The organism is Mucilaginibacter sp. SG538B (genome assembly GCF_013376065.1).
GTDB lineage: Bacteria > Bacteroidota > Bacteroidia > Sphingobacteriales > Sphingobacteriaceae > Mucilaginibacter > Mucilaginibacter rubeus.
This window is the reverse complement of record NZ_JABMJI010000006.1, coordinates 62918-89328: the sequence shown is the minus strand read 5'-3', so window position 1 is coordinate 89328 and position 26411 is coordinate 62918. Positions and strand designations below refer to the sequence as shown.

At 42.9% G+C, this 26411-nt stretch carries 28 protein-coding genes and 1 riboswitch; of the genes, 11 read left to right on the top strand and 17 right to left on the bottom strand.

Annotated elements, in window-relative coordinates; all coding sequences use genetic code 11:
- Positions 1-11 precede the first annotated feature (11 nt).
- Entirely contained in the window at positions 12-689 is a 678-nt protein-coding gene (locus FHW88_RS26080; protein ID WP_176628564.1) for a LolA family protein, read from the top strand.
- A 565-nt stretch (positions 690-1254) separates the two neighbouring features.
- Here FHW88_RS26080 and FHW88_RS26075 read toward each other — a convergent pair.
- From FHW88_RS26075 to FHW88_RS26065, 3 genes are all read right to left on the bottom strand, one after another.
- Complete coding sequence (locus FHW88_RS26075) at positions 1255-1794, bottom strand: AAA family ATPase (protein WP_176628563.1); 540 nt, start codon at positions 1792-1794, stop codon at positions 1255-1257.
- Between the two features lie 164 nt (positions 1795-1958).
- On the bottom strand, positions 1959-2414 hold the full coding sequence (locus tag FHW88_RS26070; RefSeq protein ID WP_176628562.1) for a DUF4265 domain-containing protein: 456 nt from the start codon (positions 2412-2414) through the stop codon (positions 1959-1961).
- Positions 2415-2423: 9 nt separating this feature from the next.
- Entirely contained in the window at positions 2424-3485 is a 1062-nt protein-coding gene (locus tag FHW88_RS26065) for a polysaccharide deacetylase family protein (protein ID WP_176628561.1), read from the bottom strand.
- A 117-nt stretch (positions 3486-3602) separates the two neighbouring features.
- On the opposite strand from FHW88_RS26065, the gene FHW88_RS26060 reads away from it, so the two are divergent.
- The 3 genes from FHW88_RS26060 (at position 3603) to FHW88_RS26050 (ending at position 5120) form a co-directional block, all read left to right on the top strand.
- Positions 3603-3875 (top strand): hypothetical protein, encoded by a 273-nt coding sequence (locus FHW88_RS26060; RefSeq protein ID WP_091175078.1) that lies wholly within the window; start codon positions 3603-3605, stop codon positions 3873-3875.
- A complete protein-coding gene (locus FHW88_RS26055) occupies positions 3872-4633 on the top strand; it encodes an MBL fold metallo-hydrolase (RefSeq protein ID WP_176628560.1) in 762 nt (253 codons plus the stop codon). The genes FHW88_RS26060 and FHW88_RS26055 overlap by 4 nt, the downstream gene beginning before the upstream one ends.
- Before the next feature lie 61 nt (positions 4634-4694).
- Positions 4695-5120, top strand: a complete 426-nt coding sequence (locus FHW88_RS26050; protein WP_176628559.1) for a BLUF domain-containing protein — start codon at positions 4695-4697, stop codon at positions 5118-5120.
- Here the strand turns inward: FHW88_RS26050 and FHW88_RS26045 are convergent.
- Entirely contained in the window at positions 5117-5395 is a 279-nt protein-coding gene (locus FHW88_RS26045) for a DUF3072 domain-containing protein (RefSeq protein ID WP_176628558.1), read from the bottom strand. The genes FHW88_RS26050 and FHW88_RS26045 overlap by 4 nt on opposite strands.
- A 66-nt stretch (positions 5396-5461) precedes the next feature.
- Complete coding sequence (locus tag FHW88_RS26040; protein ID WP_176628557.1) at positions 5462-5929, bottom strand: hypothetical protein; 468 nt, start codon at positions 5927-5929, stop codon at positions 5462-5464.
- 187 nt (positions 5930-6116) lie between these two features.
- On the opposite strand from FHW88_RS26040, the gene FHW88_RS26035 reads away from it, so the two are divergent.
- The gene (locus tag FHW88_RS26035) at positions 6117-7697 is read left to right on the top strand and encodes a GDSL-type esterase/lipase family protein (protein ID WP_176628556.1); all 1581 of its coding nucleotides are present in this window, start codon (positions 6117-6119) and stop codon (positions 7695-7697) included.
- A 281-nt stretch (positions 7698-7978) separates the two neighbouring features.
- Positions 7979-8482, top strand: coding sequence for a hypothetical protein (locus FHW88_RS26030; protein WP_176628555.1), 504 nt, complete (start codon positions 7979-7981; stop codon positions 8480-8482).
- On the opposite strand, the gene FHW88_RS26025 is transcribed toward FHW88_RS26030, so the two are convergent.
- From FHW88_RS26025 to FHW88_RS26015, 3 genes are all read right to left on the bottom strand, one after another.
- On the bottom strand, positions 8474-9412 hold the full coding sequence (locus tag FHW88_RS26025) for a DUF72 domain-containing protein (protein WP_176628554.1): 939 nt from the start codon (positions 9410-9412) through the stop codon (positions 8474-8476). The genes FHW88_RS26030 and FHW88_RS26025 overlap by 9 nt on opposite strands.
- 136 nt (positions 9413-9548) lie before the next feature.
- Entirely contained in the window at positions 9549-10310 is a 762-nt protein-coding gene (locus tag FHW88_RS26020) for an SDR family oxidoreductase (RefSeq protein WP_176628553.1), read from the bottom strand.
- 282 nt (positions 10311-10592) lie between these two features.
- Positions 10593-10707: riboswitch (SAM riboswitch) on the top strand.
- Positions 10708-10856: 149 nt separating this feature from the next.
- Positions 10857-12302 (bottom strand): DUF3943 domain-containing protein, encoded by a 1446-nt coding sequence (locus FHW88_RS26015; RefSeq protein ID WP_176628552.1) that lies wholly within the window; start codon positions 12300-12302, stop codon positions 10857-10859.
- A 253-nt stretch (positions 12303-12555) separates the two neighbouring features.
- Here FHW88_RS26015 and FHW88_RS26010 point away from each other — a divergent pair, with 253 nt between their 5' ends.
- Positions 12556-12957, top strand: coding sequence for a transmembrane 220 family protein (locus FHW88_RS26010; RefSeq protein ID WP_176628551.1), 402 nt, complete (start codon positions 12556-12558; stop codon positions 12955-12957).
- Positions 12958-13026: 69 nt separating this feature from the next.
- Here the strand turns inward: FHW88_RS26010 and FHW88_RS26005 are convergent, their stop codons facing one another.
- On the bottom strand, positions 13027-13875 hold the full coding sequence (locus FHW88_RS26005) for a transglutaminase-like domain-containing protein (protein ID WP_090527859.1): 849 nt from the start codon (positions 13873-13875) through the stop codon (positions 13027-13029).
- 4 nt (positions 13876-13879) lie between these two features.
- Positions 13880-14617 carry a peptidase gene (locus FHW88_RS26000; RefSeq protein WP_090527862.1) on the bottom strand — a complete coding sequence of 246 codons (738 nt, stop codon included), beginning with the start codon at positions 14615-14617 and terminating at the stop codon, positions 13880-13882.
- A gap of 140 nt (positions 14618-14757) precedes the next feature.
- On the opposite strand from FHW88_RS26000, the gene FHW88_RS25995 reads away from it, so the two are divergent.
- Positions 14758-15753, top strand: a complete 996-nt coding sequence (locus tag FHW88_RS25995; protein WP_176628550.1) for a nucleoside hydrolase — start codon at positions 14758-14760, stop codon at positions 15751-15753.
- A gap of 74 nt (positions 15754-15827) precedes the next feature.
- Complete coding sequence (locus FHW88_RS25990) at positions 15828-16055, top strand: hypothetical protein (RefSeq protein ID WP_176628549.1); 228 nt, start codon at positions 15828-15830, stop codon at positions 16053-16055.
- Here FHW88_RS25990 and FHW88_RS25985 read toward each other — a convergent pair whose 3' ends face one another.
- On the bottom strand, positions 16056-16769 hold the full coding sequence (locus tag FHW88_RS25985) for a YdcF family protein (protein ID WP_176628548.1): 714 nt from the start codon (positions 16767-16769) through the stop codon (positions 16056-16058).
- A gap of 139 nt (positions 16770-16908) precedes the next feature.
- Here FHW88_RS25985 and FHW88_RS25980 point away from each other — a divergent pair, with 139 nt between their 5' ends.
- Positions 16909-17118, top strand: coding sequence for a hypothetical protein (locus FHW88_RS25980; protein ID WP_090527874.1), 210 nt, complete (start codon positions 16909-16911; stop codon positions 17116-17118).
- A 417-nt stretch (positions 17119-17535) separates the two neighbouring features.
- Here the strand turns inward: FHW88_RS25980 and FHW88_RS25975 are convergent, their stop codons facing one another.
- The 6 genes from FHW88_RS25975 to argH form a co-directional block, all read right to left on the bottom strand.
- The gene (locus tag FHW88_RS25975; RefSeq protein ID WP_176628547.1) at positions 17536-17937 is read right to left on the bottom strand and encodes a helix-turn-helix domain-containing protein; all 402 of its coding nucleotides are present in this window, start codon (positions 17935-17937) and stop codon (positions 17536-17538) included.
- Positions 17938-17946: 9 nt separating this feature from the next.
- The gene (locus FHW88_RS25970) at positions 17947-19581 is read right to left on the bottom strand and encodes an amidase (RefSeq protein WP_176628546.1); all 1635 of its coding nucleotides are present in this window, start codon (positions 19579-19581) and stop codon (positions 17947-17949) included.
- Between the two features lie 191 nt (positions 19582-19772).
- On the bottom strand, positions 19773-20471 hold the full coding sequence (locus tag FHW88_RS25965; RefSeq protein WP_176628545.1) for a DUF1345 domain-containing protein: 699 nt from the start codon (positions 20469-20471) through the stop codon (positions 19773-19775).
- A gap of 56 nt (positions 20472-20527) precedes the next feature.
- Complete coding sequence (locus tag FHW88_RS25960; protein ID WP_091211944.1) at positions 20528-20734, bottom strand: YwbE family protein; 207 nt, start codon at positions 20732-20734, stop codon at positions 20528-20530.
- Positions 20735-20854: 120 nt separating this feature from the next.
- Positions 20855-21952, bottom strand: a complete 1098-nt coding sequence (locus tag FHW88_RS25955) for a TlpA disulfide reductase family protein (protein ID WP_176628544.1) — start codon at positions 21950-21952, stop codon at positions 20855-20857.
- 45 nt (positions 21953-21997) lie between these two features.
- Positions 21998-23332 carry an argininosuccinate lyase gene (argH, locus tag FHW88_RS25950; RefSeq protein ID WP_176628543.1) on the bottom strand — a complete coding sequence of 445 codons (1335 nt, stop codon included), beginning with the start codon at positions 23330-23332 and terminating at the stop codon, positions 21998-22000.
- Positions 23333-23616: 284 nt separating this feature from the next.
- On the opposite strand from argH, the gene FHW88_RS25945 reads away from it, so the two are divergent.
- Positions 23617-26286, top strand: coding sequence for an alpha-L-rhamnosidase (locus FHW88_RS25945; RefSeq protein ID WP_176628542.1), 2670 nt, complete (start codon positions 23617-23619; stop codon positions 26284-26286).
- The last annotated feature ends 125 nt before the right edge of the window (positions 26287-26411 follow it).

Below are 26411 nucleotides of genomic sequence, written 5' to 3'. Positions count from 1 at the left end.
AATAAAACTGAATGAAAAAGATCATAGCATATACCATTTTAGCAATAAGTACATACAGCACCGCTTTTGCGCAAAAAGACAGCCAGGCAAAGGCGATTTTAAATCAGGTGAGCCAAAAATACCGTTCTTACGATGTTATTAAAACCGACTTTACCTTTAGCCTTAACAACCAACAGGCCAATATTAAAGAAACACAAACCGGCACCCTGATATCGAGGGCAAAAACCGGCAAATACCGCGTTACACTTTACAGCGCAGCTGCAAAACCCGAAGTAGACAAAGAGATCTTGAGCGATGGCAAAAACCAATGGACATACCTTAAAAAAGATAAAGAAGTACAGGTAAGTGATGCCGACAAAAGCGGCGACGGACTAAATAACCCTGCCCAGATTTTTACGATGTATGAAAAAGGCTTTAAATACCTGTACACCGGCGAACAGAAGATAGCAGGCAAAGTTTATCAAAATATAGAGCTTACACCCGAAGATGATAAAAAAGCCATCTTTAAAGTGAAGCTTACCATCGACAAAGTAAAAAAACAACTCTACAGTGCTTTATTGTTCGACAAAAACGGCAACAGGTATACTTATACCGTACGCACCTTTACCCCTAACGTACCTGCTCCTGACGCGACTTTTGCCTGGGATGCCAAAGGCCACCCGGGTGTTGAGGTGGTAGATTTGAGGTAATCTGTCTCAGATGTGAGATGTGAGATTTGAGACATGAGAATTGAGATATTTTGAAGCGGGGGGGTTTTACTTTCCGCTTTTTTATTGGTCTTCGCCGCCGCTCGGCTCCAGCCGGGTGGCAACTATTCCGCGGCGTCCCGCCGCCGAAGCTAAATAAATCAGGCTCAACTTATGCCTGTTTGAAACCAGCGGTTAACCGGGGTTGCTGTTAAGGATTATTTCGCATCACGTTAAACTTACCTTCTCATTCAGAACGACATTTACCAACTCCGGTAGTATGTTCTACATCCACTACAAACTACGTACAAAGGGGGGTTAACAGGGTTAACACAATTTCAAAAGTCGCATTTTATACTGCTGATAATCAAATGTTTATAAAAACAAGGGGTTACACTAAATCTCCCTTTACTGGTCGAAGTTTAGCGATAGTGTACCTTCATCCTAAAACAAGTTAAGCTTTCAGCTTAACACACAAAGTATCAAACTATTAATAAATTCTTTTGTCTTCGGAAGCAGAACGCTTTCATCATTTCTGGTCGAAGGACTGTTTGCCGCGGTTATTATATTACAAACTTAACTCCTTAATCTTCATTAAAACAGCCTCTACCCTTTCCTGCACGGTAGTATCCCCTTCTATAATCAGCAAAGGAGTTGTGAGCTTATTCATCCAATTCTTATGCGAATGCAGGCTTCGGCTGTTGGTTATAAGCTCATCATAGCCACGTGCCCAGTCAATAAATTCGTTATAAAGCTTATTTCGCTCCCTGTCGGTATAGATAATATCGCCATAACGTTCAAGCTCTCTTTGCTGCAAACGCCGAATCCTGATGGCTGGCGGGATATATAAAAATACCGACAGATCAAACTGCCAGTTATTATTCCAGTTGATAACTGAACCGCCCAGGATCCAGTTTTCATTACCGGCCATCTCACTGTTGATCATTGCATTTCGTTCTTCAGGCGGCCTTCGGTTAATAAAAGGAGGATCGGAAGGGAACCAGAAATAATGATCGCTGTCGAAATACGGGTAATCGAGTCTCCCGCTTAAAGTTTTGCCCAGCGTAGTTACCCCTGAGCCAGATGCACCAAAGATGTTGATTTGCATAAAACAGATAGATTGTTCTGCAAATAACTAAATATTCACCAAAGACGGGGTATATAGAAGCCCCAAAAATGAACTCAAAACCAGCCTGCCTTGCAGCAATTTATTTTACTCAATACACTGAGTAAAATTACGCAACGTATTGAGTAAAAAATCAGATGATAATACTAATGCCCCTCACCTAAACAAGATTCAGCATAATCTATAATATCCTGCTGTCTCAATTCCTCTAACCTGGCTCTAACTAAATCATAATTAACCTGGGCCGGTACATCCATTGCAAAATATTTATCATTCAATCCCTCCCAGTTGCATCCCAATTCTTCAAATGATTTACCAACACTTTTCACGTTGGCAGTATCACTCATTAGAATAATATGAATGGTTGAATTACCGGAATATTCCCTTGTTTCGCGGTAAGTGAGCATCTGCTCATCAATATCAAATTCGGCAAATACTATATCACCGGATGCAATAACCGGCAGGTAAAAAGGGACATTATCCAACGAATAAAGCTCCCGCTCTTCATTAACCACTTTAGCCCACATGGTCTCCACTGCCATCTCTTCTAAAATGCTACTGTATAACCTAAACAGTATTTTTACATGTTTATCATCAGCCATAAAACAAACTTACTCATTTCCTACCTTAACCCTCCGCTCCATTACCTCTTTCCAGGTGGTTAAAATAAAGCCTTTTTGTTTAAGATAAGCTTTCAGGCGCGGGTTGGTCATGGCCAGCAGGTCGCCTTTTCGTTTCTGGCCTTCATTACAGATATTTTTAAACTGAGGTGAAGGCTGTGTACAATGCATCAATACCATCGTCAACCCCGGCGAAAAACGGTCGAAGTTTTCGATGTAATGATCTGTATACCACTTTTGCAATTCGCTATCGGTTGCTTTTTCAATATCGGGCATTGCCCAGTCATAGCTCGAATTATCAAGGTCGTCTAATACAGGCAAACCTCCCTTCCAGGCCATTTCACCAAGTTCGCGCGCTTTTGCCAGTTCTGCAGGTTCGGGTATCTCCATACCTTCAGTGTATTTACCATCTTTTTTAAGCCGGGCAATCGTAGCGTTTTTTGCTTCCTCACGGTAAAAATGATCTTCTCCGCCGGGCAGCATCACCGGTATCTTTTTTTCGATGCCGAGGTTAATATATTTTTCGAGAAAAGCCGGCTTGGCAAATAAAGTACCCATATGCGAGTCGAGATGGGTTGGTATAAAGCCCATGGTTAAGGCACGGTCAAGCTGGGCGCGGATCTCCTTGTCAATCTCATCGGCAGTAGCATGGAAATAAACGGCGACTACTCCGGGCCAGAAAGCGCCTTCTTTATCAATCAGTCCCTGAACTGTTGCCTTGCCCGCAAGCGGCCCCCATCGGTAATTTTTCCATTCGGAAGTTAAGGTTAAATGCAATCCGGCATCTATACCGGGGTGCTGATCCATATAATGTTTAAAATCGGGCACCCAGGGGCAGGGCATCATCACACTGGTTGAAGTGGCTACACCCTCACCAATGGCTTTCTTCACCCCTTCGTTCGATTCATGCGACATCCCGGCATCATCAACATGCAGGATAATTACACGTGCGCCTTTAGGCCAGCCAAGCTTTTCGGCATAGGTTTTGGTTTGCTGCGCACAAACGGCGATGCTAACAACAATGCCTGTAACGGTAAGCAGTAAGTTCTTCATCCGGATAGTTTTAGGGTATAACAGGTAAATAAAATTAGAAATTAAATTAGCAAATGTGACATGCAAATGCCAATTTAAGTCCGGCAAATACACCCATTTTTGCTACTTTTGAAATTAATGCTACCCGCGACTAACCATACCCTCGAGAAATTGGAACTGCTGTTAAAAACGGCCGGTTACAAGGTGCGTTATGAAAAGGGCAACTTCAAAACCGGCGCCTGCCTGCTGCTTAACAGTAAAATGATTGTAGTAAACCGTTTCTCTAACCTGGAAAGTAAAATCCTTGCTTTGGTTGAGCTATTGCGCGAACTTGAGGTAGATTACAAGCTGCTTGATGATAAACAGATTACATTTTTGCAGGAAATTAAACAAACTAAACTGCAGCTGTGACCATAACATTTTTAGGAACCGGAACATCGCAGGGGGTACCTGTTATAGCATGTAACTGCGAGGTATGCCTCTCAACAGATAAGCACGATAAGCGGCTGCGCAGCTCTGTTTTAATTGAAACCGAGGATAAGATAATTGCCATTGATTCGGGCCCCGATTTCAGGTACCAGATGCTCCGTGCAAAAGTACAGCACCTTGATGCTATCGTTTTTACACATGAGCATAAAGACCATATTGCCGGTATGGATGATATCCGCGCGTTTAATTACAAACAAAATGCCCCGATTGATATTTACGCTGATGAAAGGGTGCAAAAAGCCCTGGTGCGTGAATTTCCCTATATTTTTGATGGTACAGGATATCCGGGCATTCCGCAGGTAAACATGCATATCATTGCGCTTGATCCCTTTATGGTCGGTAATGTTGAGTTCGTCCCTATCGAGGTGTTTCATTACAGATTGCCTATAAAAGGTTTCAGGATTAAAGATTTCACCTACCTCACCGATGCCAAAACAATTCCGGATGTAGAAAGGGAAAAAATAAAAGGCACAAAAATATTAGTGATCAACGCCCTGCAAAAGGAAACCCATATCTCCCACTTTACGCTTGAGGAAGCCATAGCTTTTGCAAACGACATTGGGGCCGAAACCACTTACTTTACGCATATCAGCCACAGGCTGGGCAAACATGCTGATGTTTCTAAAGAGCTGCCTGCCGGTATCGAACTGGCGTATGACGGTTTAAAACTGACTATTTAACCCCAACATTAAATCTGCGTTTCTAAATTTCCCGTATCTTGGGCAAAATTTCTTCTCATCTATGGAATATCTTGTTTATATAAGTACCGCTAAAAAATTAATGGGCGATGATGAATTATTGAACCTGCTGCAAACAGCACGAATAAAAAATTTCGCCCATAACGTCACCGGTATGCTCCTATACAGTGAAGGTACTTTTATACAGGCGCTTGAGGGCGAAAAAGAAGATCTTTACAAAATTTATAACGCCATCCAGCTTGATTCACGTCATCGTAACATTGTTCTGATGATAACCGGAATGGTTGAGGAAAGAATTTTCCCAAAATGGTCAATGGCTTTTGCGTCGGTAAATGCAGGCTTGCTGAAAAATGTAGAAGGATTCCTTAATCCGGCAAATAAAAATGTCGCGTCCGATAACAACCATACTGCTGTTATTATGCTCAAAACATTTGCCGAAACCAACAAGCTTTCCTTATCTTTTAATTAATTATTTAAGCCCCTGCCCGTTTTATGCTGCAACTCGTCTATCCGTTTTGATGCTTCGGCTTTGGTAAGCGATCCGTCAAACTCTTCACCAGCCTCGTCAGATAATGTTTTGAGATAGGAATGCTGTGCGCCGGTCATGGGTTCATTACCTGTTGACCATTCATCAGGGTCTTTTACCATATTTGAGCCTTTTATTTGATTTTGATTGATGATCTCCTCATCATCCGATTCATCAAAAAAGCCATTGTCGGGTGTATCATTGGGGTTGATAGCCATAACTATTGTTTTATAATTACAACTGTTACCGGGGCGCATTGTTTTTATTTTCAAAGGGATTGAAGGTCACAGCTCTATAAAACTTACCCTGTCGATAGTGCCTCTGTATTGTTTTAAATGTCCTTTATCGCTCGCATCAACTACACCCCGAATAGTCACTTTACGTTTATTCATACCGATAAACTGACCATCGTTATAGGTAAACAAACCTATATGAGTGCCCGGCAGATAAAGGGGGCAGTCCTGGCTAAAATCAACCCAAATGGCATTATGTAAAGCGTGGTTCGAGAACAGGCTGTCATTAAAAAGCGCGGATTGCTCGTTCCCCTCTTTGTATTTGCCGCTTACTTCAACATATTGCTTATCATATTTTTCAATATGACTGGTCAGCTCTGTAAATGAAATCTTTTTATAATCTTTTGAACTATTGCAATCGCTTTGGAAAACTTTTTTTTGTTTGGCACATGCACCAAGCAAAACTAACAGCGGCAAAATCCGGAGCAATTTTTTGATATGGATAAATACCGCGGTCATATAAATCAGGAACGATTAAGTTAGCGAAAATATCTGTCAATAATGCTGATAACAGATATTTTACAGCGAGGTTACAGATGTAATAATTAAAACAGAATTTATCTTTGCTAAAACGTTTAGGCATCTTGCAGTTTAGCTTTATGCTGTTATTTTTGCACATCAACATTTAACCTGAATTAACCCTCCCATGAAATTAAAACTGATAGGCACCTTACTCCTATTGTCGGCCTTGGGCGTACAGGCCCAGCAAAAAGTTATCTCGCTGTACCCCGGCGCAGCTCCCGGTTCCGAAAACTGGACCTGGAATGAGGGCGAAAGCGACAGCAACGCGTTTAATACCAAAGTAGTTTATAATGTTACGCACCCTTCCCTGGGTGTTTTCCTGCCCGATTCATCCATCGCTACCGGCACCGCGGTGGTTATTTGCCCGGGTGGCGGCTTCCATACCCTGTCGATCAACAGCGAGGGTTATGACGTAGCAAAATGGCTTAATAAACAGGGCGTGGCCTGCTTTGTATTGAAATACAGGTTGGCTCACAGTTTAACTAACGATCCGGTAAAAGAATTGGTAGCCAAAATGAGTCAGAAGGATTTCCCTAAACAGGTAGCGCCGGTTATTCCGCTGGCTATTGCTGATGCACGAGCGGCCCTAACATATGTACGTGAACATGCCTCCGAATACCATGTTTCTCCGCAACGAATCGGGATCATGGGCTTTTCGGCAGGCGGCACACTGGCCGGTGCCGCAGCTTTCAATTACACAGGAGCTAACAAACCCGATTTTGACGCGCCTATTTACGCATACGTGCCTCCAGAGCTGATCTCAAAAATCCCTGACGACGCGCCGCCGATGTTTATAGCTGCAGCTACTGATGACCAGCTTGGCCTTGCGCCGCACAGTATTGAGCTTTATAGCAAATGGCTGGCATCAAAACATAGCGCCGAGCTGCATATGTACGCTAAAGGAGGCCACGGTTTTGGCATGCGCAAACAAAGCCTGCCTACCGACAACTGGATAGACCGCTTTAACGAGTGGCTCGATCTGAAAGGTTTTTTAAAACCCATAGACCCTAAAGTAAAATCAGTTAAAGAAAGGGCCGATCAATGGGAAGCCTACCATAAGCAATGGGAAGATGCATTTCATAAAGACTGGGCAAACATGACCCGTTACAAGGCCGATAATGAAAAGGTAAAAGCATCGGCCCCAAACCCCAAAAGTGTAGTTTATATGGGCGATTCCATTACAGATTTCTGGATCAGCAGGGATTCAACCTTCTGGAGCGGTAAACCATATTTTGACCGCGGCATCAGCGGACAAACCACCACCCAAATGCTGGTGCGTTTTCGTGAGGATGTGATAGATCTGAAACCTGGCGCCGTGGTGATCCTGGCAGGAATAAATGACATCGCCCAAAATAACGGTCCGATAGCTATTGAAGATATTTTTGGCAATATCCAATCCATGGCATTGCTGGCCAAAGCTGCCAATATTAAAGTGGTGTTATGTTCAGTACTGCCCGCCTATGCCTTTCCATGGCGTCCCGGTATGGAACCTGCGCAAAAAGTGGTGCAGCTTAACGCCATGATTAAAGCTTTTGCCGATGCCAATAAAATGGTTTATGTAGATTACCATAGCGCCATGGCCGACGAGCGCAAGGGTTTGCCGAAAAATTTAGCCGCTGACGGCGTGCACCCCACTGTTGAAGGGTACAGGGTAATGGAGCCATTGGTTGAAAAGGGTATTGCGGAAGCGTTGAAGAGGAAGTAAGCCCGATAAACTTTAGCAGTTCATGTTGAGTTTCGAATCTGGCGAACTTTCGAGGTGCAATGATAAGCCGGACAGACTTGCGAAGTTTTTAAAACTTCGCAAGTCTGGTTCCTACAATATGGCCTGGGGACACGCCTTTAAAACCGGTAAGCAAATACCTTCTTTTAAAAATGTGATGTTTTTAACTTAGTAAATCGCATATTAGGACTTAAATACAGTGGCAAAGTTGATGGCACAGATCAACTTGCCGATGAAATCCTCATAAAAAATAGAAGATCTCCATGAAAAACTTATTCAAGCTCCTGATCATCATATTATCGCCGCTGGCATTACATGCTCAAAATCCGGTAGTTGTAAAACAACAGGCAACCCTGATGGCCCAAAGCATGACCAAAGGAGATTATAAGACTATTGTTAGTTATACTTATCCCAAAGCGGTGCAAATGGCCGGCGGCAAAGAAAAAATGGCCGATATGATTGGTACAGCTATGCAGCAAATGAAAACTGCGGGCATCAGCTTTGAAAACATTACAGTTGGCACCCCTGGTAAATTTTATAAAGCCGGGAAGGAAATCCATTGCCTGCTGCCTGAAACTATCATTATGGCAAGCCCAAAAGGCCGTATGGCCATGCACAGCAACCTATTGGCGGTTAGCGGCGATGGTGGCAAAAACTGGTCGTTCCTGGATATGAACAATTCAACCGCGGATAAGGTGAGGCAACTGATCCCCAACTTTAACCCGGCTATGAAAATTCCGCCGGCTACTACAGAGCCATTACAATAACAGCGAGGTTTGGGCGGTTGGCTTATTATCGTCTCTCTGGATAAATTGAGGGCGCATTAATTGGGTGCCCAAAGCGTCATTAAGTTTTTCAACCACATAATCAGCAAGCTCTGGTGAGTAGCGCTCATCATGCTGGTGCATAAAAAACCATACCGATTTAAGGCCTTGCTCTTTCCAGTTTTTGATCCGCTCAACCCATTCATCAACACGGGCATAATCTGTTGGGTGCAGGCTGTTGCCTACAAAACGGATAAAGGCGTGGGGTGTAGGCAATGCCATATGCACCACATCGCGGCGGCCACTGGCATCAGTTATGATAGAGCCAATATTGAGATCGCGGAAAAGATTAAATACCTTGTCGCGGTTTTCGGCAACGGCAAACCAGTCTTTATGGCGCAGCTCAACAAATACGGGAATATCTTTTGGTAGTTGTTCAAGATAGGCTTTAAGCTCCGGGAAACTCTTTGGCGTGTAATTATCGCTCAACTGCAAAAACAGCGGACCAAGCTTATCGCCGAAGGCCAAAATGCCTTCATAATACGTGGTTGTAATATCTTCGGCATTTTTTAAGCGGCGGATATGGCTAATGCTCTGCGAAAATTTAGGGCAAAATTTAAACCCAGGATTACTATCGGCCTTGGCCCTCCATTTGGCGATGGTATCGGGCCCGTAAACATTGTAAAAAGTGGCGTTAAGCTCAATACAGTCAAAGTGTTTAACGTATTCATCTAAAAAATTAGCGTCTTTGGTTTTTGGCGGGTAGATCTTACCAACCCATTCCTTACGCCCCCACTTGGCGCAGCCAACATGCACCTGCAGCGGCGCGTCGTTTTTTGCTGCTGCAAGGGTGTTTAAGGTTATCTGCGGATCAGCCGGCAGGGTAAAATCAACCCCTGCTAATTCTTCATCGGTTACTGTGCCAAATTCCATATCGCTTTTTTGTGGGAAAGATAGGAAATTGTCTGAATCAGAATTTACAGGATTAACGAATTTTCAGAATAAATGATTTGTTCGCAATACATCCTGTTAATTTAAAAATTCTGTAAATTCTGATTCAGACAATCAACTACAAGAACATCCCGCCCGAAGCTTCAATACGCTGAGCGTTGATCCAGCGGGCATCTTCGGTGCAGAGAAACGCTACTATACCACCGATATCATCCGGTTGGCCTACTCTGCCCAATGCGGTAGATTTCGACATCATTTCTTCCAAACCGGGATGGGAGTCGAATGCTGCTTTGGTAAAGTCGGTTTGGATAATACCCGGAGCTACAACATTTGCGGCTATACCACGGCTGCCCAATTCTTTTGCCAGGTATTTGGTGAATACCTCAATAGCTCCCTTCATAGAGGCATAAGCGGCATACCCGGGAGTTGAGAAACGGGCCAGCCCGGTCGAAAAATTAATGATCCGGCCACCATCAGCAATTACGGGTAAGCTCTTTTGTGTTAAGAAGTACACGCCTTTAAAATGCACATTAAACAGGTTATCAAAATCCTCTTCCGTAGTTTGCGCGAATGGCGAGGCCGCGTCAATACCTGCATTATTGATCAGGAAATCAAAGGTATCACGGTTCCATTTTTCGTTTAGGGTTGCTTTCAGTTTTGTAATGAAAGCATCAAAGGTGGATACGATACCTGTATCCAGTTGCAAAGCAGCAGCTTTTTGCCCTGCCAATTCAATTTCTGCAACTACTGCTTCAGCTTCCTCTTTTTTACTGCGATAAGTAACTATTACATCAATACCTTTTTTAGCCAGGTGCAATGCCGCATTTTTTCCAAGCCCGCGGCTTCCGCCGGTTATCAGTGCAATTTTATTTGTTCCCATTGTGATGTTTTTTTTAATGTTTTAACAATACAAAGGTGCAATAGTTGGGAATGAAAATTATGGTGACTACTTCAGATTAAATGGTGACCGTTTCAGTTTTTTCTTTCAGATACTTCTCCAAAGAATTCGAAATAACATTGTTTTTTTACAATAACTGCAAGTTTATCCCATTCAAAATCAGCTCAAAACGAATAAAAATTAAATTAAACTACTTAAACTATAGGAATTATATAATTTATTATTACATTTGTACTGTCAACAACGACAACACGTTCTTTACATAACTTATCAAGAAAGACTGAGGGAAAGGCCCAAAGACGTCTTAGCAACCTGTACATCCGCATAATGTAAAAGGTGCTAATTCCTGCTCCTGTGCAAAACGGGAGAGAGATAATTATATCTACACCCCACAACCGATCTGATTAAGTGAATTTTTATGGTTTTCAAGTCGCGTGACCGAGAGGATAGGTGGGGGTCCGCAATACCCTAAACGGCAGTTCGAATCTGCCCGCGACATCAAATTTTTCCAATCCTTTTTTTTATAGCTTACAGGTTAACTCTGTACCTTGTTGAGATCCGCAGGTACGGGTAAATTTTGTCTACATCCGGGTGATTTTTATAGTTTCCTTCCAACCTGAAATATCCAGGTTCGGCACTTATCGAGAGGTCTTTTAACACACGGTAACTTATCTCATTGGTTATGGTATGTAAAAAATAATGTGACTTATTACCGTTAATAGTCATGAGCCAACTACCGCGATAATTAATACTATAATAAAATCTGTTACCTATATTAAAACCAGCTCTGCCGTTTATGGCGAAACCCGAGCCGTAGTCATAATTACGCCCTCTATACAGGTAGGGATCGGGAGCGGCTCCTAAAATGATAAGCCCCGCACCCACCGCCGTATTCACTTTAAAGCCATTCAATAATCTAAATTCGGATAGTAAATTAGCCTTTACGCTTTGCCCTCCGTAAAAGAAAGCGGCATTACGTATATAATCATAATTAGCCGATATGATGATCAGGTTTTCCACGCTATCCGATATTGACACGTCCCATCCTGCAAGAGATCCATAAACACTGATCACATTAACCGCACTGCTATCGTCTTTTCCAAACTCGGCTGTGATGGAAATATTGCTGAAAGGTGTGTGCAAATTTTCGTTAGAAGCGCCGTAAAGCAGCTTCGCCCGGCCAAACCAACCAAACCGTCCATGGGTTAACAATCCCTGGTTGCCGCTGTTAAACTTACGTGCGCCCAGATCAAATTCGGCACTTACTTTTGATGAATCATCCTGCGACCTATTTGCCGGCCCAACAACCTTTCCCCATTTTCCATCAATAATGCGGTTAAGCCCATTCATCGGGTTAACCAAAAAACCCAGCACCTCACTGGCCTGCCGTTTAAAACCGCGGCGATGGTTATTAATGATCTTATTTGATAGCCGATAGGTCATTTCACCCAATACTATGCCGCCAAAGCTGGTGTTGATAAAATCATTAGGGGCGGGTGCCTGGTTTTCGGCAAATGTTTCCCACAGGTAACTGCCCACCATAGTAGCCGGTACTGATTGCCAAAAACTATAACCATTACTCCTGAAGGCGCTATAAAACATGCTGCCGTGATATGGATGTCCAAACTGGTTGGTTTGAAACGGATCATTGTCCCAGGTCCAACTGCCTGGGTTCAGGTTATGGCCTGTTGTTTTCCAGGAAATCCGGGCATAATCAACGTTGACTATATAGCGATCATATGTCCAGGGCGCAATCTCGGCGAGGCCAAGCTCTAAGGCAGCCCTTCCAAAACGTTTCTGTTTTGCCGGCGGATCTGAAAATCGTGTTATGGTATCTTTTTCCTTACGCAGGTCAAAAATATTAACCTGGGCCCCTACTTGCTGGCTGCAGAAAAGCATGAACAGTAAAAGCGGCAGTATAATTCCTAACCTTCCGGAGTATTGCCTGATAAAATGGTAATCCGTTAAAGTCATATACACTAACAATTTAAAAGATACAGCTACGAAAGTTATAAAGGATGAAGTGAATTAGGTTAAAAAATGTTTGAGCAATATTTAATTAATGTTAAGGCGGATATAATTTTGATAATGCATTGGGCGGTAATGGGTACCAATAATTGTTATTTCCTTATTTAAGTACTGAAACATATTTTCATATATTTAGCATTGCTTAACCTGTATATTAAGCACCATAACCAGTATAAATTATTGCAATTACTTTTTACTTATGAAGATCTTCAATATCATATGGGTTGTACTTTTTGTCACATTTGCAGGTTTACAGTATAATGATCCAGATCCTTACCTTTGGATGCCCATTTACCTTTATTGTGCCTGGTTTTGCTACCTGGCAGCAAAAAAAGAGTTTTACCCCATTGGCTATGCAGCCGGCATAATCATTTTTACAGGTTATGCCATTTATAAGATATTTGATAACAATGGCCTTATCGACTGGTTTAAGTTCCATCATGCCGAAAGTCTTGTGCAAACCATGAAAGCCGAAAAGCCCTGGATTGAAGAAGTGCGTGAGTTTTTCGGGTTACTGATCTGTGTAGCAGTACTGGCAATTAACTGGATCTATGCTATAAGAGAAAACAAAAAAGTACCGGTAAAAAAGGGAAAAAAGTAAGCCCCCTCTAAATCTCCCCCGGTAGGGGAGACTTTTAAGGTCCCTCTCTCCTGGAGATGAGGCTTCTTTTTACAAATACGACAACCCATTAAATTCCCCATCACTATAATAAAAGGGCTCAAAACCGTCTTCGGCAAGTTCACAACTTACCTGCATGGTGGTAAAAGTAACATCGCCAAAAATATTGGCTATGGCCGAGTCGGCAGCATCATGGCCGGTAGCTATTTTGATAAGGCCGTTTAAAGGTATCAGCCGCGTTGCATCAAACAGGATCCACTTGCCGCCAAGATAAGCCTCAAAGCAGGCGTGGAAATCGGCAGGTTTAAGATGATAGGCGTACCCTGTAAAATAGCGGGCAGGTATGGTAAGCGCACGGCAAAGGGCAATGCCCAAGTGTGCAAAATCACGGCAAACGCCGGCCTGCTCGGTAACGGTATCAAAAGCTGATGTTTGTGAATTGGTTGATCCGCTTAAATATTGTACGTTTTTATTGATCCAGTTGGTTAATTCAACCACCTGCTCAAAAGGGTTGGTAACATGCCCGAACATATTATGTGCAAGCCGGTATAATTTGTCCGACTGACAATAGCGGCTTGGATTTAAATATGGCAGCACCGGCGAAGGCAGCTCAGAAACGTGGGTTTCCTGTAAATTACCGAAATTGGTTATTTCATAACAATTATCAACCGTAGCTTTGTAGGTAACTTTAATATTGGGCGTATCGGCACTTACATCAAAACGTACCAAACGATTTTCGCCTTGCAGGGTTTGCAGCTCTTCAAACTTGATATATGGTTCCAGGCCAAATTCTTCACTTATTACCGTTTGATTTGGGCTGCGTAACGCGTGTATGTTTAAAATCAATGTGCCCGGCGACCGTACTACATATTCCATTTGGGTAAACACATCGAATTTCATGTTATCAGCTTTCTGTTTTTATTTCTTCTAATTTGTTAAATGTGGCATCCATCCAATCCTCCGAAATATGCTCAAGTGCCAGTTTCAGTTCCTCGGCCCATTGGGTTGAGATATGTTCAAGGTCCTGCTTATTATAACGCTGCTCAACAATATTGAAACTATCCTTTTTATAAACAGCCACATCTATCGGAAAATCGACATTGTTCGAGCTCACCCTTGTTGAATCGAATGAAAGAAAACCTGTTTTTAGCGCCAGTTTCAGGCTCGAATCTTCATTAAGGATACGGTTAAGGATAGCTTTACCATGCCCCGAATTTCCGATAACCACGTATGGCGCCCCCTGCCCTAACTCCACCCAGTTTCCTTCGGGATATAGCAAAAAAAGCTTGTGTTCATCATCATCGCGCAGTTGCCCGCCAATGATGGTATTCAGGTCAAATCGTAACCCGGCTGCATCAAGCGACGCTTTATCTTCCTGTGCGGCACGCTTTACCTGTTCGCCAAATGCATTCACGGCCTTATACATCTTATTAAACTCGGCTGTCTCCAATAATTCATTAAAATATATCACGGCCTTATCACGCACCGAGCGCAAACCGCTGGTCATGATAAACAGCGAAAAATGATCCTTTTGTTCTATAGTGATCTTCTTTTTTACAGTGGTATCCGTCCCCGAAGTTATACGGGTATCGGCAATGGCCAATAAGCCCTCTTTAACTTTAATTCCCAGGCAATAAGTCATTTGATTAGCGTCGTTCGTTATAAATTAATACTTGCCAAAGTAATTAAATAATGCGAGATTTATTTACCGGTTATTCATAAACCATTTATTTGCCGATACATCTTTTTCGGGCCTAACTACCTTTTATTTTATTGCATACAATGAAATTCAAATCAGCATTACTCATCCTCGCATTTATTTTTAACCTCAACTTTGTCAAAGCGCAAAAACACAGCCCTGTCCCTGTTATTTTCGACACGGATATCGCCGGAGATTATGACGATGTTGGTGCGATGGCTATGCTGTATGCCTTTGCAGATAAGGGTGAGGCCAAAATATTAGCAACCATATCCTGCAATGCCTTCGAAACTACCGCACCAACCATCAGTGTGATCAACACCTATTTTGGCAAGCCCAATATCCCCATAGGTATTGTAAAAAAAGACAAACCCAATAAGGACTGTGCACAGCAATGGGCCCAGGCTATTATTGCCAAATATCCGCATAACATAAAATCAAACAGCCAGGCAGTTGAAGCGGTAGCACTTTACCGCAAGGTGCTGGCAAAGCAAGCCGATGGCAGCGTAACTATTATTTCGGTAGGATTTTTCACCAACCTGGCCGATCTGCTCCGGTCGGGAGCTGATAAATACAGCAAACTGGATGGAGAACAACTGGTGAAAAAGAAAGTAAAACAACTGGTATCCATGGCTACGGGAATAGGTACCGACGGTAAAACCTTTAGCGAATACAATGTCAATGTAGACGCAGCCTCTGCGCAAAAAGTGTTTAAAGACTGGCCTACACCTATTACCCTTAGCGGTTTTGAAATTGGTGAAAAAATCCTGACGGGGATCCGCCTGGTCAACAATACATTAATACAAAACAGCCCGGTAAAAGACGCTTTCCAGATAGCACTTACAAAAGACAAGAATACAACCGGCCGGAACAGTTGGGACGAAACCGCCGTATTAACAGCCATCAGGGGGCCCAAACCTTATTTTACCTATCGCAAACTTAACATGGAAATAAAGGACAACGGTACCGATGTAGTGGTACCGGGAGAGCGGTTTCTATATCTTCAATTTGCCATGCAGCCCGGGGATATTGCAAAGGATATTGAACAATTGATGATGCACCAGCCTGTTAAAAAATGAATAGTAATATACTGCTAAAAATACCAACTACTTGGTATTGAATCTTTACGCGATAGATAGCACCTTAGTTTATTATGAGCGAACCCATTAAAATTCAGGTATCCATTTTTTGCGAGCCTTGCATCATCTGCGGCAGCAGGCCTGTCATTGCACAGGCTAAAGGTAAATTTATTGTAAGATGCGGTGCCAACCCAAATCATTATCAAACGCCGCCCGGAATGGTGGATATAGCCAATTGGAATAAACATAACCGCCGGGAGCCTGGTTTTACCCCAAATATAGGGCATCTTAAACAAGGCTGATCACTTAAAATAACGAGTTACCACATAGCCGATGGCTTCTTTTATATAGGTCCCCCAACCTGCTAAAGCACCTGCATTGGGCAAAAAATCATCGGCAGATACCGAAAACCTGCGGCTGGAAAAATTGCAGGGGTATGCAACCACGTCAACTCCCTGTTTTTTAAATATCATCAGGGAACGGCGCATATGAAATGCCGAGGTAACCAGTAAATATGGTGCTTTAAGTTTATGCTGCTGCAAGAGTTCTTTTGAAAAAGCGGCATTTTCAATGGTATTCCGAGATTTCGGTTCGCTTAGTACGCAACTGTCCGCAACCTGCATTTCCCTGAGTTGCTCCCTTACCCAATCAGCCTCCCTAAAACCCGATGGCCTCAAAAGCCCGTTTCCTCCTGTGATAAGAAGATGGCTGACTTTACCTGTTTTTTGCAAACGAACACCCTGGATAAACCTATCGGCAGCAGAGTTAAAGAAACCGCCGCCATTGCCATCATCCGAGCTAAAACCACCCAGCACTATAGCACAGGTATACTTTTTATCGGCTGGTACAGTAATCTCCCTGATATCCCAACACCAGCTAACCAGGTTAAGTAACAATGAATTAGAGAAAATATAAAGCACAATAATACCTGCAAGCAAAAATTTCCGTTTACGTTTTACGTTCTTTGAAAAAAGGGCGATCAATAAAAATGCGAATACCCATAGAAGCAAATTCATTAAAAACGAAAGAACTTTTGAAAAAATAAAAAACATATGGCGGTTATGGTGTTTAAGTACTTCAAATATAGAAGCTTTTATTGGGCGAAGTAACAAACTGGCATTATCATTGTCATATATCAGAAAAGAAAAATAAATTATGGGCTTTATCAAAACTCTTGCGATAGGTGCTGCAGTTGCTTACGGAATAAATTACGTAACCAAAAAAGGACCCGACGGTAAATCAATTATCGATAACCTGGTTGACAACGCCCCCGAATGGGCCGATCGCGCTAAAAAATACGGCGAACTTACTTTGGAACAAATTGCCGTGCGCACTCAAAATTTCAGGGATAATAACAGGCGTTAATACGTCCTGCCTGGTACTTTATATGTTAACATTTGTTATTAGCCGGCTTTATCTCCTGTCTAAAAAGTTATTGTAGAATAAAGAAGATGTGTCATTGCGAGCGTAGCGCGGCAATCGCATACTTTACAGAGTGGCTATGCTTCCGTGCGGTTGCTACGTTCCTTATAATGATGTGATTATAAGTTACTGATTTATTAAGTATATTTTTTTGATCGTTTTTTTTTAAATATTGGCGTTGCCTGCGGCCCGTGCTATCCGCTCATACTACGCAAGCCTTAGCCACTTGGCCGGTATCCGCTCCTATCACTAACGCGGCCCCCGCGCAGCATTGCAAAAATATATTTTTAATATTATCACGCTGGGAATTGTCTGCAAACGGCATAACTCTTTAACTATTTATCCTGTAATCCTCCAATCCTATAAATCAAGGTTCCTTACCAACCATTGTTCACGATACTGTTTTGGTGTAATTCCCTCAAAACGCTTAAAAAACTTGGTAAAGTTTGATGGATCAAAAGTAAGCCGGTTAGCTATTTCGGCTACACTGACCTTGTTTTCCTGCAGCATGGTTTTGGCAATCCCCATGATTTTTTCCTCGAAAAAGGAACAGGGATGTTTGCCTGTGGTGAGTTTAATAGTATTGCTCAAATGGGTAGGATGGATATGCATTTCATCAGCAAAATCACGGATCTCGTACATGTCCAATACGCGGTTGTTCAGCACATCCTCAAGGTGTTTGTCAATGGCCTTCAGATAGTCGGCGGTAATTTCATGCTGACGGGCCAGTATCTTTTTCGGAACAGTAAGCGTTGCTTCCATCATACAAAATTAAGCAAACAGATCGGGCTTAAACAGCGGTGCTACCCGCTTTTTAGATGCCTGCTCATAAGCATATCCCAATTTTATGATGTCGCCCTCTTTGTAGGCTGTACTAAAAAACGATAACCCAACCGGCAGGCCATGGGCCAACCCCATGGGCACTGTAATATGCGGATACCCCGCCATAGCTGCAGGACCTGAAAAGCTAAAACCATTATCATAGTCGCCATTTACCAGGTCGATACATACAGCCGGGCCATTAGTGGTACCTATGATGGCATCAAGTTTATATTTGGCCAGCATATCGTCAATAACTTTACGGGTACCTGTATTGGTTTGCTTAACTGCGTCAAGATACTCCTTACTGTTCAGGTCACCTTTGGCTTGAGCTAACTCCATCGTTTCCTGTTTAAAGAAAGGCATTGCTTTAACCTCATTTTGCTTGTTAAAGGCAATTACATCGGCCAGGGTTTTTATTTTGCTGTTGGCGTTGCCAAAGTATTGATTAAGGCCGTCTTTAAATTCATAAAGCAGCACGGTAAATTCATTTTTGCCTATGGTTTTTAGCTCCTTGTTTAATTCTATCTCCACCACTTCGGCACCTTTACTTTTCAGGGTTTTGATGGCATCCTGTAATAATGCCACAACGGTTGGGTTATCATTAAGCGCAGATTTCTCAATCCCCAGGCGCTTACCCTGTAAACCATTAGCGTCTAAAAATTTGGTATAATCCGCCTCGATCCTGCCTTTACTACCAAGTGTTGCCAGGTCGAGCGTATCAATACCGGTAAGCGCTCCGAGTAATATGGCGGCGTCCTTAACTGTACGCGCCATTGGTCCGGCCGTGTCCTGCGTTTTGGAAATGGGGATTATACCCGACCGGCTCCACAAGCCCACAGTTGGCTTAATGCCCACCAGGCCGTTAACCGATGCCGGCGATACTATCGAGCCGTTGGTTTCTGTACCGATACCAATAACGCAAAGATTGGCTGCTACAGCCGTTCCGGTACCGGCGCTTGAACCGCTGGGGTTTCTATCTAAAATATAAGGGCACTTAGTTTGCCCTCCCCTGCTGCTCCAGGCGCTGGTTGAATGTGTAGACCGAAAGTTTGCCCACTCGCTTAAATTGGTTTTGCCCAATATCACAGCACCTGCCTCACGAAGCTTATGCACTATAAAAGCATCTTGCTTGGCAAAATTATCGGCCAAAGCTAATGAGCCCGCCGTGGTGTGCATGTTATCGCCGGTATTAATATTATCCTTTATCAGCACAGGTATACCATGCAGCGGACCACGCACCTTACCCTTTTCACGTTCCCGGTCCATCGCATCGGCCATGTTCAAGGCATCTTTATTAAGCTCGATAACCGAGTTAAGCATGATGCCTTTTTTATCTATCTGATCAATGCGTTTCAGGTACAGCTCGGTAATCAGCCTTGAAGTAAACTGTTTGCTCTGCATTTTTTGCTGCAGATCGGTAATGGTTATTTCGCTCAGTTCAAATATATCGTCCTTACTGTTATCGGCAGCGGCAGTTTCATCGGCTTTATTTTCGGCAGATGGCTGATTGCAGGAAGCCGCTACTAAAGTAGATATCGTTAATCCGGCTAATGAACCGGTTTTGAGGAAATTTCTTCTGTGCATAACTGTTTAAATAAAAGGCATTACAAGTAACAAAATATTTAACTACTTTGAAAATTACGGAGGGTGGAGATAGTTAAATGTTACAATGTACTAACAGGATATATCACGCAAAGCCGCTAAGACGCAAGGCTATTGCAACTTGACCTCTTGGCGACTTAGCGCCTTTGCGAGCAACCTTTATGCTTCAGACCTTATTTCGATATCATCCCCGATATCACATTAATGCTCAATGCCACAATAGCTGTATTAAACGCAAAAGAAATTAATCCGTGTAACCAGGCCAGGCGGCGGATAGAGCGGGCGGAAATCTCCACGTCGGATACCTGGAAAGTCATGCCTACTACAAACGAAAAGTATACAAAATCGAGGTAATCCGGCTCTTTTTCATCACCCGGAAATTCAAGGCCGCCGAGATGTTTGAGTTTTTTATCATCATCGGGATCTGTAGTATAATACATATGGGCGTAACGCAAGGTGAATATAGTGTGTACCAGCCACCATGAAACAATAACCGATGCCATGGCCAATAAAACCCGCGCCGTCACAACCGCATCCGATTGGTTTTTTGTGGATAACAATAGAAATACTATTGCCAGCAAACTCATCATTGATGATACTATCACAAACAAAAATATCAGCGTGCGGCTTGAGTCTTCGATACTGGCTATTTTACGGATTTCGGCGGGGTTGGCCGTCAGAATAATGATCCAATCCATAATAATGATGCATAAACCAAATGCTATCCAGGTTACCAAAGCAACCGTTGGCGCCGAAAAACGCGCCCAGGATAAAAACAGTGTTATTGCTGCGGCCCCTAACGAGATCAGGAGGCGGTGATGGGCATCAAGACTAAAAAATACTTTGGTTTTTGTTTTGGCTTTTTGAGGCATACAATTTAAGCTACACCATAAATATGATAATGTTTGATGTAGATTAAATGAAGATACTAAAAATCGTCTTCCTCAACAATCCAGGCCACACGCCCTACCTGCCCGTCATCCAACTGCACTTTTATTCCGCGTGAGTGGTAAGCCGCACTGGTGAGTAACCGTTTTACAAAGCCCCGGGTTAGCGTACCGGTGCGCTGATCTTTTTTTAGTATGATATCAACCTCAAGGCCGGGGTATATATCGCTTCTGTTTTGTCCATTCATGACCGTTGATTTATTTGATTACGTTGATTTCGCTGATTTTATTTTTTGATTTTTTTGATTGATATGATTTCACCGATTGAATAGATCGACAATAATCTTATCACAAAAACCAGGCAAATATCAATTTTTCGCAAGATAATCGGCTATAAAAGTTTTAACGCGTTCTTTGTTGCCATTGTCAAAACCATCAATTTTTTTTACAATCACATTTTTGTTGTTTACAAGGTATACTTGTGGGATAAAGCCTAAATTGTATTTTGCCTGTGCTTTAGAAAACACCTGCTGAGGTATGATGAGTTGCTGCCAGGGCATATCTTCAGCTTTCATAACTGGTAACCAGTTCTCTTTCTTTGCATCTATTGATACGCTAACAAATCTGATATCATCTTTATTAAATTGGGCTGCTATCCGCTTTAAGGAAGGGATTTCCTGGCGACATGGGCCGCACCAGCTTGCCCAGAATATCACCATGTTTAACTTTTTTGTATTATCCACCAGGTTCACCGGCTTTTCATCAGCATCATTGAAAACGCTATTAGCAAACTGATTTTTATCTGCAAGCTGATTATCAATAAACCGTTTCAGTTTTTTCCCATAGTACGATGCTTTTGCTTCATCGCCAAAAGAGTTGAATAATTCTTTCAATTGGGAATGATCTAAGTAAAATCTAAAACCATGCAACGCAAGTAAACTCCAATAAGAGTCGGGATTCTGACTGATAATTTTTTTTATCCTTTCTGCTTGCGCGGTTCTCCTAATACCATCTTTACTTATACGGATATAAGGCAGCGTTATATTCTTCAAAAACGACTCGGATTGTGGCCCACCTTTTAAGATCGCTCCTTCAGTTTTTGAGAGGTCTCCGGTTATTGTGGTTATTCCCGAACTTATAACAAAAAAAGTATACCTGGAATGATTTTTTGAAGGCTCATACGGATTGGCAACATCTATAAATTGCTGTTTTTCTTTTTCGTCGAGATAATTTAACTGAACAAGATCGGCAAAAAAAGGGGTATCCCGTTTAAATCTAATTTCGAACTTTCCATCAGCAACTTTGGCAGAGTCTGTGGCTTTACTAAAAAATGAATAAGCGGGTTTGTAATACACCCATTTACTTTTAAGGCCTTTTATATCGCCTTTAATAATTACGGTATTATCATGTTTACAGGAAAACAGGCTGATAAGCATCAGCAGGATGATGTAATAAGGTTTTTTCATTGGTTTAGTATCAGGGTGTTTAAAAAATTCCTGATACTAAGATAACTACTTAACCAATCCTTTTATTGCCTGCTCTACTTTTCCGAAATCAAAATTATCGATCAGTTTATTAAACGAAGCCGAGATCTGCTCATTGCCCAAATTACCGATGCTACCCTCATGAGTATGGTTCACCGTTTTATCAGGGTTAAAATTGCCTGCTTCAATAGCCAAACCAATCTGTTTATAAGCATCGCGGAATGGTGTACCGCTCAGCGTTAAACGGTTCACTTCCTCTACACTAAACAGGTAAGCGTATTTGGCATCATCCAAAATATTCGTTTTAACAGTGATATTTTGCAGCATGAAAGTTGCCATTTGCAGGCAGTGCTTCAGGTCGGCAAAGGCAGGGAACAGTAATTCTTTTAATAGCTGTAGTTCGCGATGGTAACCCGATGGCAAGTTGGTGGTCATCATGGCTACATCGGTAGGCAGCGCTTGCAGACGATTACATTTGCCGCGCATAATTTCCCAAACATCAGGGTTTTTTTTGTGAGGCATGATGCTGCTGCCGGTAGTTAATGCATCAGGATAGCTTACAAATGAAAAATTCTGGCTCAGGTACAGGGTTTGGTCCATAGCCATTTTAGCCAGCGTTGCTGCAATGGTTGATATGGCCTGTGCAATGATACGCTCGGTTTTACCACGACCCATTTGCGCGTAAACAACGTTATAATTAAGGTTATCAAAACCTAAAAGCTGTGTAGTTAAAGTACGATTAAGCGGAAACGACGAGCCATAACCGGCAGCCGAACCCAGCGGATTTTTATTGGTAATGCGGTAAGCAGCCAAAACCAGTTCAAGGTCATCAACCAGGCTTTCGGCATAGGCGCCAAACCATAAGCCAAATGATGATGGCATAGCCACCTGCAGGTGGGTATAACCCGGCAATAAAACATCTTTATGTTTTTCACTTAATTCAATAAGCTGGCGGAACAAGGTTTCGGTGCTTTCAACAACTTCCTGCAACTGGTGACGGAAGAAAAGCTTAAGGTCGACCAAAACCTGGTCGTTACGTGAACGGCCGCTGTGGATCTTTTTACCGGCATCGCCAATACGCTGGGTAAGCAGCAACTCAACCTGTGAGTGTACATCTTCCACATGTTCGTCAATACGGAAACCGCCTTTGGCAATATCGGCGTAAATATTTTTCAACTCGCGTTGAACAAGCTCAAGGTCGGTGCTGTCCATCAGCCCAACGCTTTGCAGCATGCGGGTATGGGCCAGTGACCCCAAAACATCAAACGCAGCCATTTGCTCATCAAATTCGCGGTCGCGACCAACAGTAAAGTTTTCAACCAGTTCGTTAACGTTGGTAGTTTTTTGCCATAGCTTGCTCATGGTGCAAATGTATAAATTATCTGAACTGTCTTATTTTGTCTGAACTCGAATTTATTGAATTAAATGAATTTATTGAATTTGCTCAGCATTCTGTTAATTCCTTAATTGCATAAATTCGGGTTCAGAAAAAAATCAGCGTAATCAATGTAATCAAAAAAATCAACGGTCAGAATCCCGGTCAGACAGTTCAGGATGCCAATCCCGATCTATCCGGTTAACATTGTTGATTGTGACAACTTATCATAGGCTTTGGCCAATATTGTATAAACCGCTATCTTAACCACATGAAACACCCTTTATGTAAGCCATTGCTTAGCATTGCCTTATCATTTTGCTTTTATTCGGTAACACATGCCCAAACGCCCGGGGCTGCAGGTCTTAAGTCCGAGTATCTTGTAAACCCTCTTGGTATCGATAATACGCGTCCCCGTTTAACCTGGCTCATGAATGATAAAGCACAGGGAGCAGCTCAAAGTGCTTACCAGTTGTTTGTAGGTACAGATTCAGTTGCCGTTGTTACAAGTAAAGGCAACGCGTGGGCCACCAACAAAATTGCTTCATCAAATAATCTTGTTATTTATAGTGGCCAACAACTAAAACCTTTTACTAAGTATTTCTGGAAGGTTCAGCTTTGGGACCGGGCAGGTAAAAAGCTTGCCTCATCAGCTATAAACAGTTTCGAAACCGGCATGATGGGCATGCAAAACTGGAAAGGCTCATGGATCAGCGATAATAAAGGGATAGCAGTAAACCCTGCCCCCTATTTTCGGAATACGTTTAAGGTAGCTAAACCAATCCGCTCAGCAAGGGCTTATGTCGCGGTTGCTGGCTTATATGAACTTTATCTCAATGGCAAAAAGATTGGCAATCACAGGCTCGACCCTATGTATACCCGGTTCGACAGGCGCACACTTTACGTTTCGTACGATGTTACAGCTCAGTTGCAAAGCGGCAAAAATGCTGTGGGTGTGTTGTTAGGTAATGGTTGGTACAATCACCAAAGTACTGCGGTTTGGTTTTTTCACCAGGCGCCATGGCGTGCTCGCCCGGCGTTTTGCATGGACCTACGCATAACCTATACCGATGGCACAGTTGAAACCATAAAATCCGGCACCGACTGGAAAACTTCACTTAGTCCAATTGTTTTTAACAGCATTTATACCGCCGAGCATTACGACGGCCGGTTAGAGCAACCGGGCTGGAACACCGCCAACTTTGACGACAGCAAATGGAAGCCAGTCATTAACCGTTCGGCCCCGTCCATGAACATTGTATCACAAGCTATGCAGCCTATCCGTGCGGTTGATACCATCAGCACCAAAAGCGTTACCAAAATTGACAGCGACGTTTGGGTGTTTGACATGGGCCGAAATATTTCGGGCGTAAGCCAGATCACTGTTAAAGGTGATTCGGGCACCGTGATCCGTCTTAAACATGCAGAAAGATTGAACAAAAACGGACATGTTGATCAATCAAACATCGATCTGCATTACCGCCCTACTGATGATAAAGATCCATTCCAGACCGATATTTTCATTTTAGGCGGCAAGGGCGAAGAAACATTTTCGCCGCGTTTTAACTACAAAGGTTTTCAATATATTGAGGTAAGTAGCAGCAAACCCATCCAAATTGGCAAAGAAAACATCAAAGCGTTTTTTATGCACAGCGATGTAGAGCCCATCGGTACCGTTAAAGCATCCAATCAAACCATTAACCAGATCTGGACGGCTACCAACAATAGCTACCTCAGCAACCTGTTCGGCTATCCCACTGATTGCCCTCAACGTGAAAAGAACGGCTGGACCGGCGATGCCCACATTGCCAGCGAAACCGGCCTCTATAATTTTGATGGCATCACCGTTTACGAAAAATGGCTGGCCGATCATCGCGATGAGCAGCAACCTAACGGCGTACTCCCTTCAATTATCCCAACCGGCGGCTGGGGCTACGAGTGGGGTAACGGGCCCGACTGGACCAGTACCATCGCCATTATTCCTTACAATATTTATTTATTTTATGGCGATAGCAAACTATTGGCCGATAGCTATAATGCTATTGAAAAATACGTAAACCACATCGATGAGCTTTATCCGACCGGCTTGACCACCTGGGGCCTGGGCGACTGGGTGCCGGTAAAATCGGTTTCGCCGGTTGAGCTTACTTCGTCTGTTTATTATTATACCGATGCCAGCATACTGGCTAAAGCAGCCAAAATATTAGGCAAACAGGTCGATTATGTAAAATATTCGGCATTGGCCAATAAGATCAGGAACGCCATCAATGCTAAATATTTAGATACTACAACTGGCCTTTACGGCAAGGGCTTACAAACAGAATTAAGTGTACCACTCTACTGGGGTGTAGTGCCCGATAACATGAAAAGTAAAGTTGCCGCCAATCTGGCTAAACGTGTTGAAGCCGATAACTTCCATTTGGATGTAGGCATTTTGGGTGCCAAGGCCATCTTGAGTGCACTAAGCGATAACGGTTATCCGGATGTTGCCTACAAAATAGCCTCGCAGGAAACCTTCCCATCATGGGGATGGTGGATGGTTAACGGCGCTACCACACTATATGAAAACTGGCAAATAGATGCAAAATCTGATATTTCGCTCAACCACATTATGTTTGGTGAAATTGGCGCATGGCTATACAAGGGCATTGCAGGTATTCACCCCGATCCGGAGCATCCCGGCTTTAAAAATGTATTACTGCAACCGCACTTTGTACCAAACCTAAACGAATTTACGGCTACCCACAAAGGGCCTTATGGTAACATTGTTTCATCGTGGCAACGCACCGGTAACAGTGTAACTTATAAAGTAAGTGTGCCTGCAAACTCAAGTGCAACAATTAGCTTCCCGGCTGGTAAAGTTTATCTTGCGGGCAAAGCAATCAACAACCCTGCGTTGTATAAAATAAATGCGGGCAGCTATGTGTTCGAGGTAAAATAATATCACCGCAAATGCCATAGTATTTTCATATTTTAATATCTGCGCATATCAAATGACCATTTACTGACAGGCCGGGGCAACCCCGGCCTGTTTTTGTATATAAATTTGTCTCACCTTATTTACAA

What these genes read in the sequence shown, in the direction of transcription:
- FHW88_RS25990 (WP_176628549.1), top strand. Translation starts at nt 15,828, where the DNA reads ATGAGCGAACCCATTAAAATTCAGGTATCCATTTTTTGCGAGCCTTGC.
- FHW88_RS26060 (WP_091175078.1), top strand. Translation starts at nt 3,603, where the DNA reads ATGCTACCCGCGACTAACCATACCCTCGAGAAATTGGAACTGCTGTTA.
- FHW88_RS25955 (WP_176628544.1), bottom strand. Translation starts at nt 21,952, where the DNA reads ATGAAAAAACCTTATTACATCATCCTGCTGATGCTTATCAGCCTGTTT.
- FHW88_RS26030 (WP_176628555.1), top strand. Translation starts at nt 7,979, where the DNA reads ATGAAAAACTTATTCAAGCTCCTGATCATCATATTATCGCCGCTGGCA.
- FHW88_RS26050 (WP_176628559.1), top strand. Translation starts at nt 4,695, where the DNA reads ATGGAATATCTTGTTTATATAAGTACCGCTAAAAAATTAATGGGCGAT.
- FHW88_RS26010 (WP_176628551.1), top strand. Translation starts at nt 12,556, where the DNA reads ATGAAGATCTTCAATATCATATGGGTTGTACTTTTTGTCACATTTGCA.
- FHW88_RS25945 (WP_176628542.1), top strand. Translation starts at nt 23,617, where the DNA reads ATGAAACACCCTTTATGTAAGCCATTGCTTAGCATTGCCTTATCATTT.
- FHW88_RS25960 (WP_091211944.1), bottom strand. Translation starts at nt 20,734, where the DNA reads ATGAATGGACAAAACAGAAGCGATATATACCCCGGCCTTGAGGTTGAT.
- FHW88_RS26015 (WP_176628552.1), bottom strand. Translation starts at nt 12,302, where the DNA reads ATGACTTTAACGGATTACCATTTTATCAGGCAATACTCCGGAAGGTTA.
- FHW88_RS25975 (WP_176628547.1), bottom strand. Translation starts at nt 17,937, where the DNA reads ATGGAAGCAACGCTTACTGTTCCGAAAAAGATACTGGCCCGTCAGCAT.
- FHW88_RS25980 (WP_090527874.1), top strand. Translation starts at nt 16,909, where the DNA reads ATGGGCTTTATCAAAACTCTTGCGATAGGTGCTGCAGTTGCTTACGGA.
- FHW88_RS25965 (WP_176628545.1), bottom strand. Translation starts at nt 20,471, where the DNA reads ATGCCTCAAAAAGCCAAAACAAAAACCAAAGTATTTTTTAGTCTTGAT.
- FHW88_RS25995 (WP_176628550.1), top strand. Translation starts at nt 14,758, where the DNA reads ATGAAATTCAAATCAGCATTACTCATCCTCGCATTTATTTTTAACCTC.
- FHW88_RS26000 (WP_090527862.1), bottom strand. Translation starts at nt 14,617, where the DNA reads ATGACTTATTGCCTGGGAATTAAAGTTAAAGAGGGCTTATTGGCCATT.
- FHW88_RS26065 (WP_176628561.1), bottom strand. Translation starts at nt 3,485, where the DNA reads ATGAAGAACTTACTGCTTACCGTTACAGGCATTGTTGTTAGCATCGCC.
- FHW88_RS26070 (WP_176628562.1), bottom strand. Translation starts at nt 2,414, where the DNA reads ATGGCTGATGATAAACATGTAAAAATACTGTTTAGGTTATACAGTAGC.
- FHW88_RS26045 (WP_176628558.1), bottom strand. Translation starts at nt 5,395, where the DNA reads ATGGCTATCAACCCCAATGATACACCCGACAATGGCTTTTTTGATGAA.
- FHW88_RS26035 (WP_176628556.1), top strand. Translation starts at nt 6,117, where the DNA reads ATGAAATTAAAACTGATAGGCACCTTACTCCTATTGTCGGCCTTGGGC.
- FHW88_RS26025 (WP_176628554.1), bottom strand. Translation starts at nt 9,412, where the DNA reads ATGGAATTTGGCACAGTAACCGATGAAGAATTAGCAGGGGTTGATTTT.
- FHW88_RS26020 (WP_176628553.1), bottom strand. Translation starts at nt 10,310, where the DNA reads ATGGGAACAAATAAAATTGCACTGATAACCGGCGGAAGCCGCGGGCTT.
- FHW88_RS25970 (WP_176628546.1), bottom strand. Translation starts at nt 19,581, where the DNA reads ATGCACAGAAGAAATTTCCTCAAAACCGGTTCATTAGCCGGATTAACG.
- FHW88_RS26075 (WP_176628563.1), bottom strand. Translation starts at nt 1,794, where the DNA reads ATGCAAATCAACATCTTTGGTGCATCTGGCTCAGGGGTAACTACGCTG.
- FHW88_RS25985 (WP_176628548.1), bottom strand. Translation starts at nt 16,769, where the DNA reads ATGAATTTGCTTCTATGGGTATTCGCATTTTTATTGATCGCCCTTTTT.
- argH (WP_176628543.1), bottom strand. Translation starts at nt 23,332, where the DNA reads ATGAGCAAGCTATGGCAAAAAACTACCAACGTTAACGAACTGGTTGAA.
- FHW88_RS26040 (WP_176628557.1), bottom strand. Translation starts at nt 5,929, where the DNA reads ATGACCGCGGTATTTATCCATATCAAAAAATTGCTCCGGATTTTGCCG.
- FHW88_RS26080 (WP_176628564.1), top strand. Translation starts at nt 12, where the DNA reads ATGAAAAAGATCATAGCATATACCATTTTAGCAATAAGTACATACAGC.
- FHW88_RS26005 (WP_090527859.1), bottom strand. Translation starts at nt 13,875, where the DNA reads ATGAAATTCGATGTGTTTACCCAAATGGAATATGTAGTACGGTCGCCG.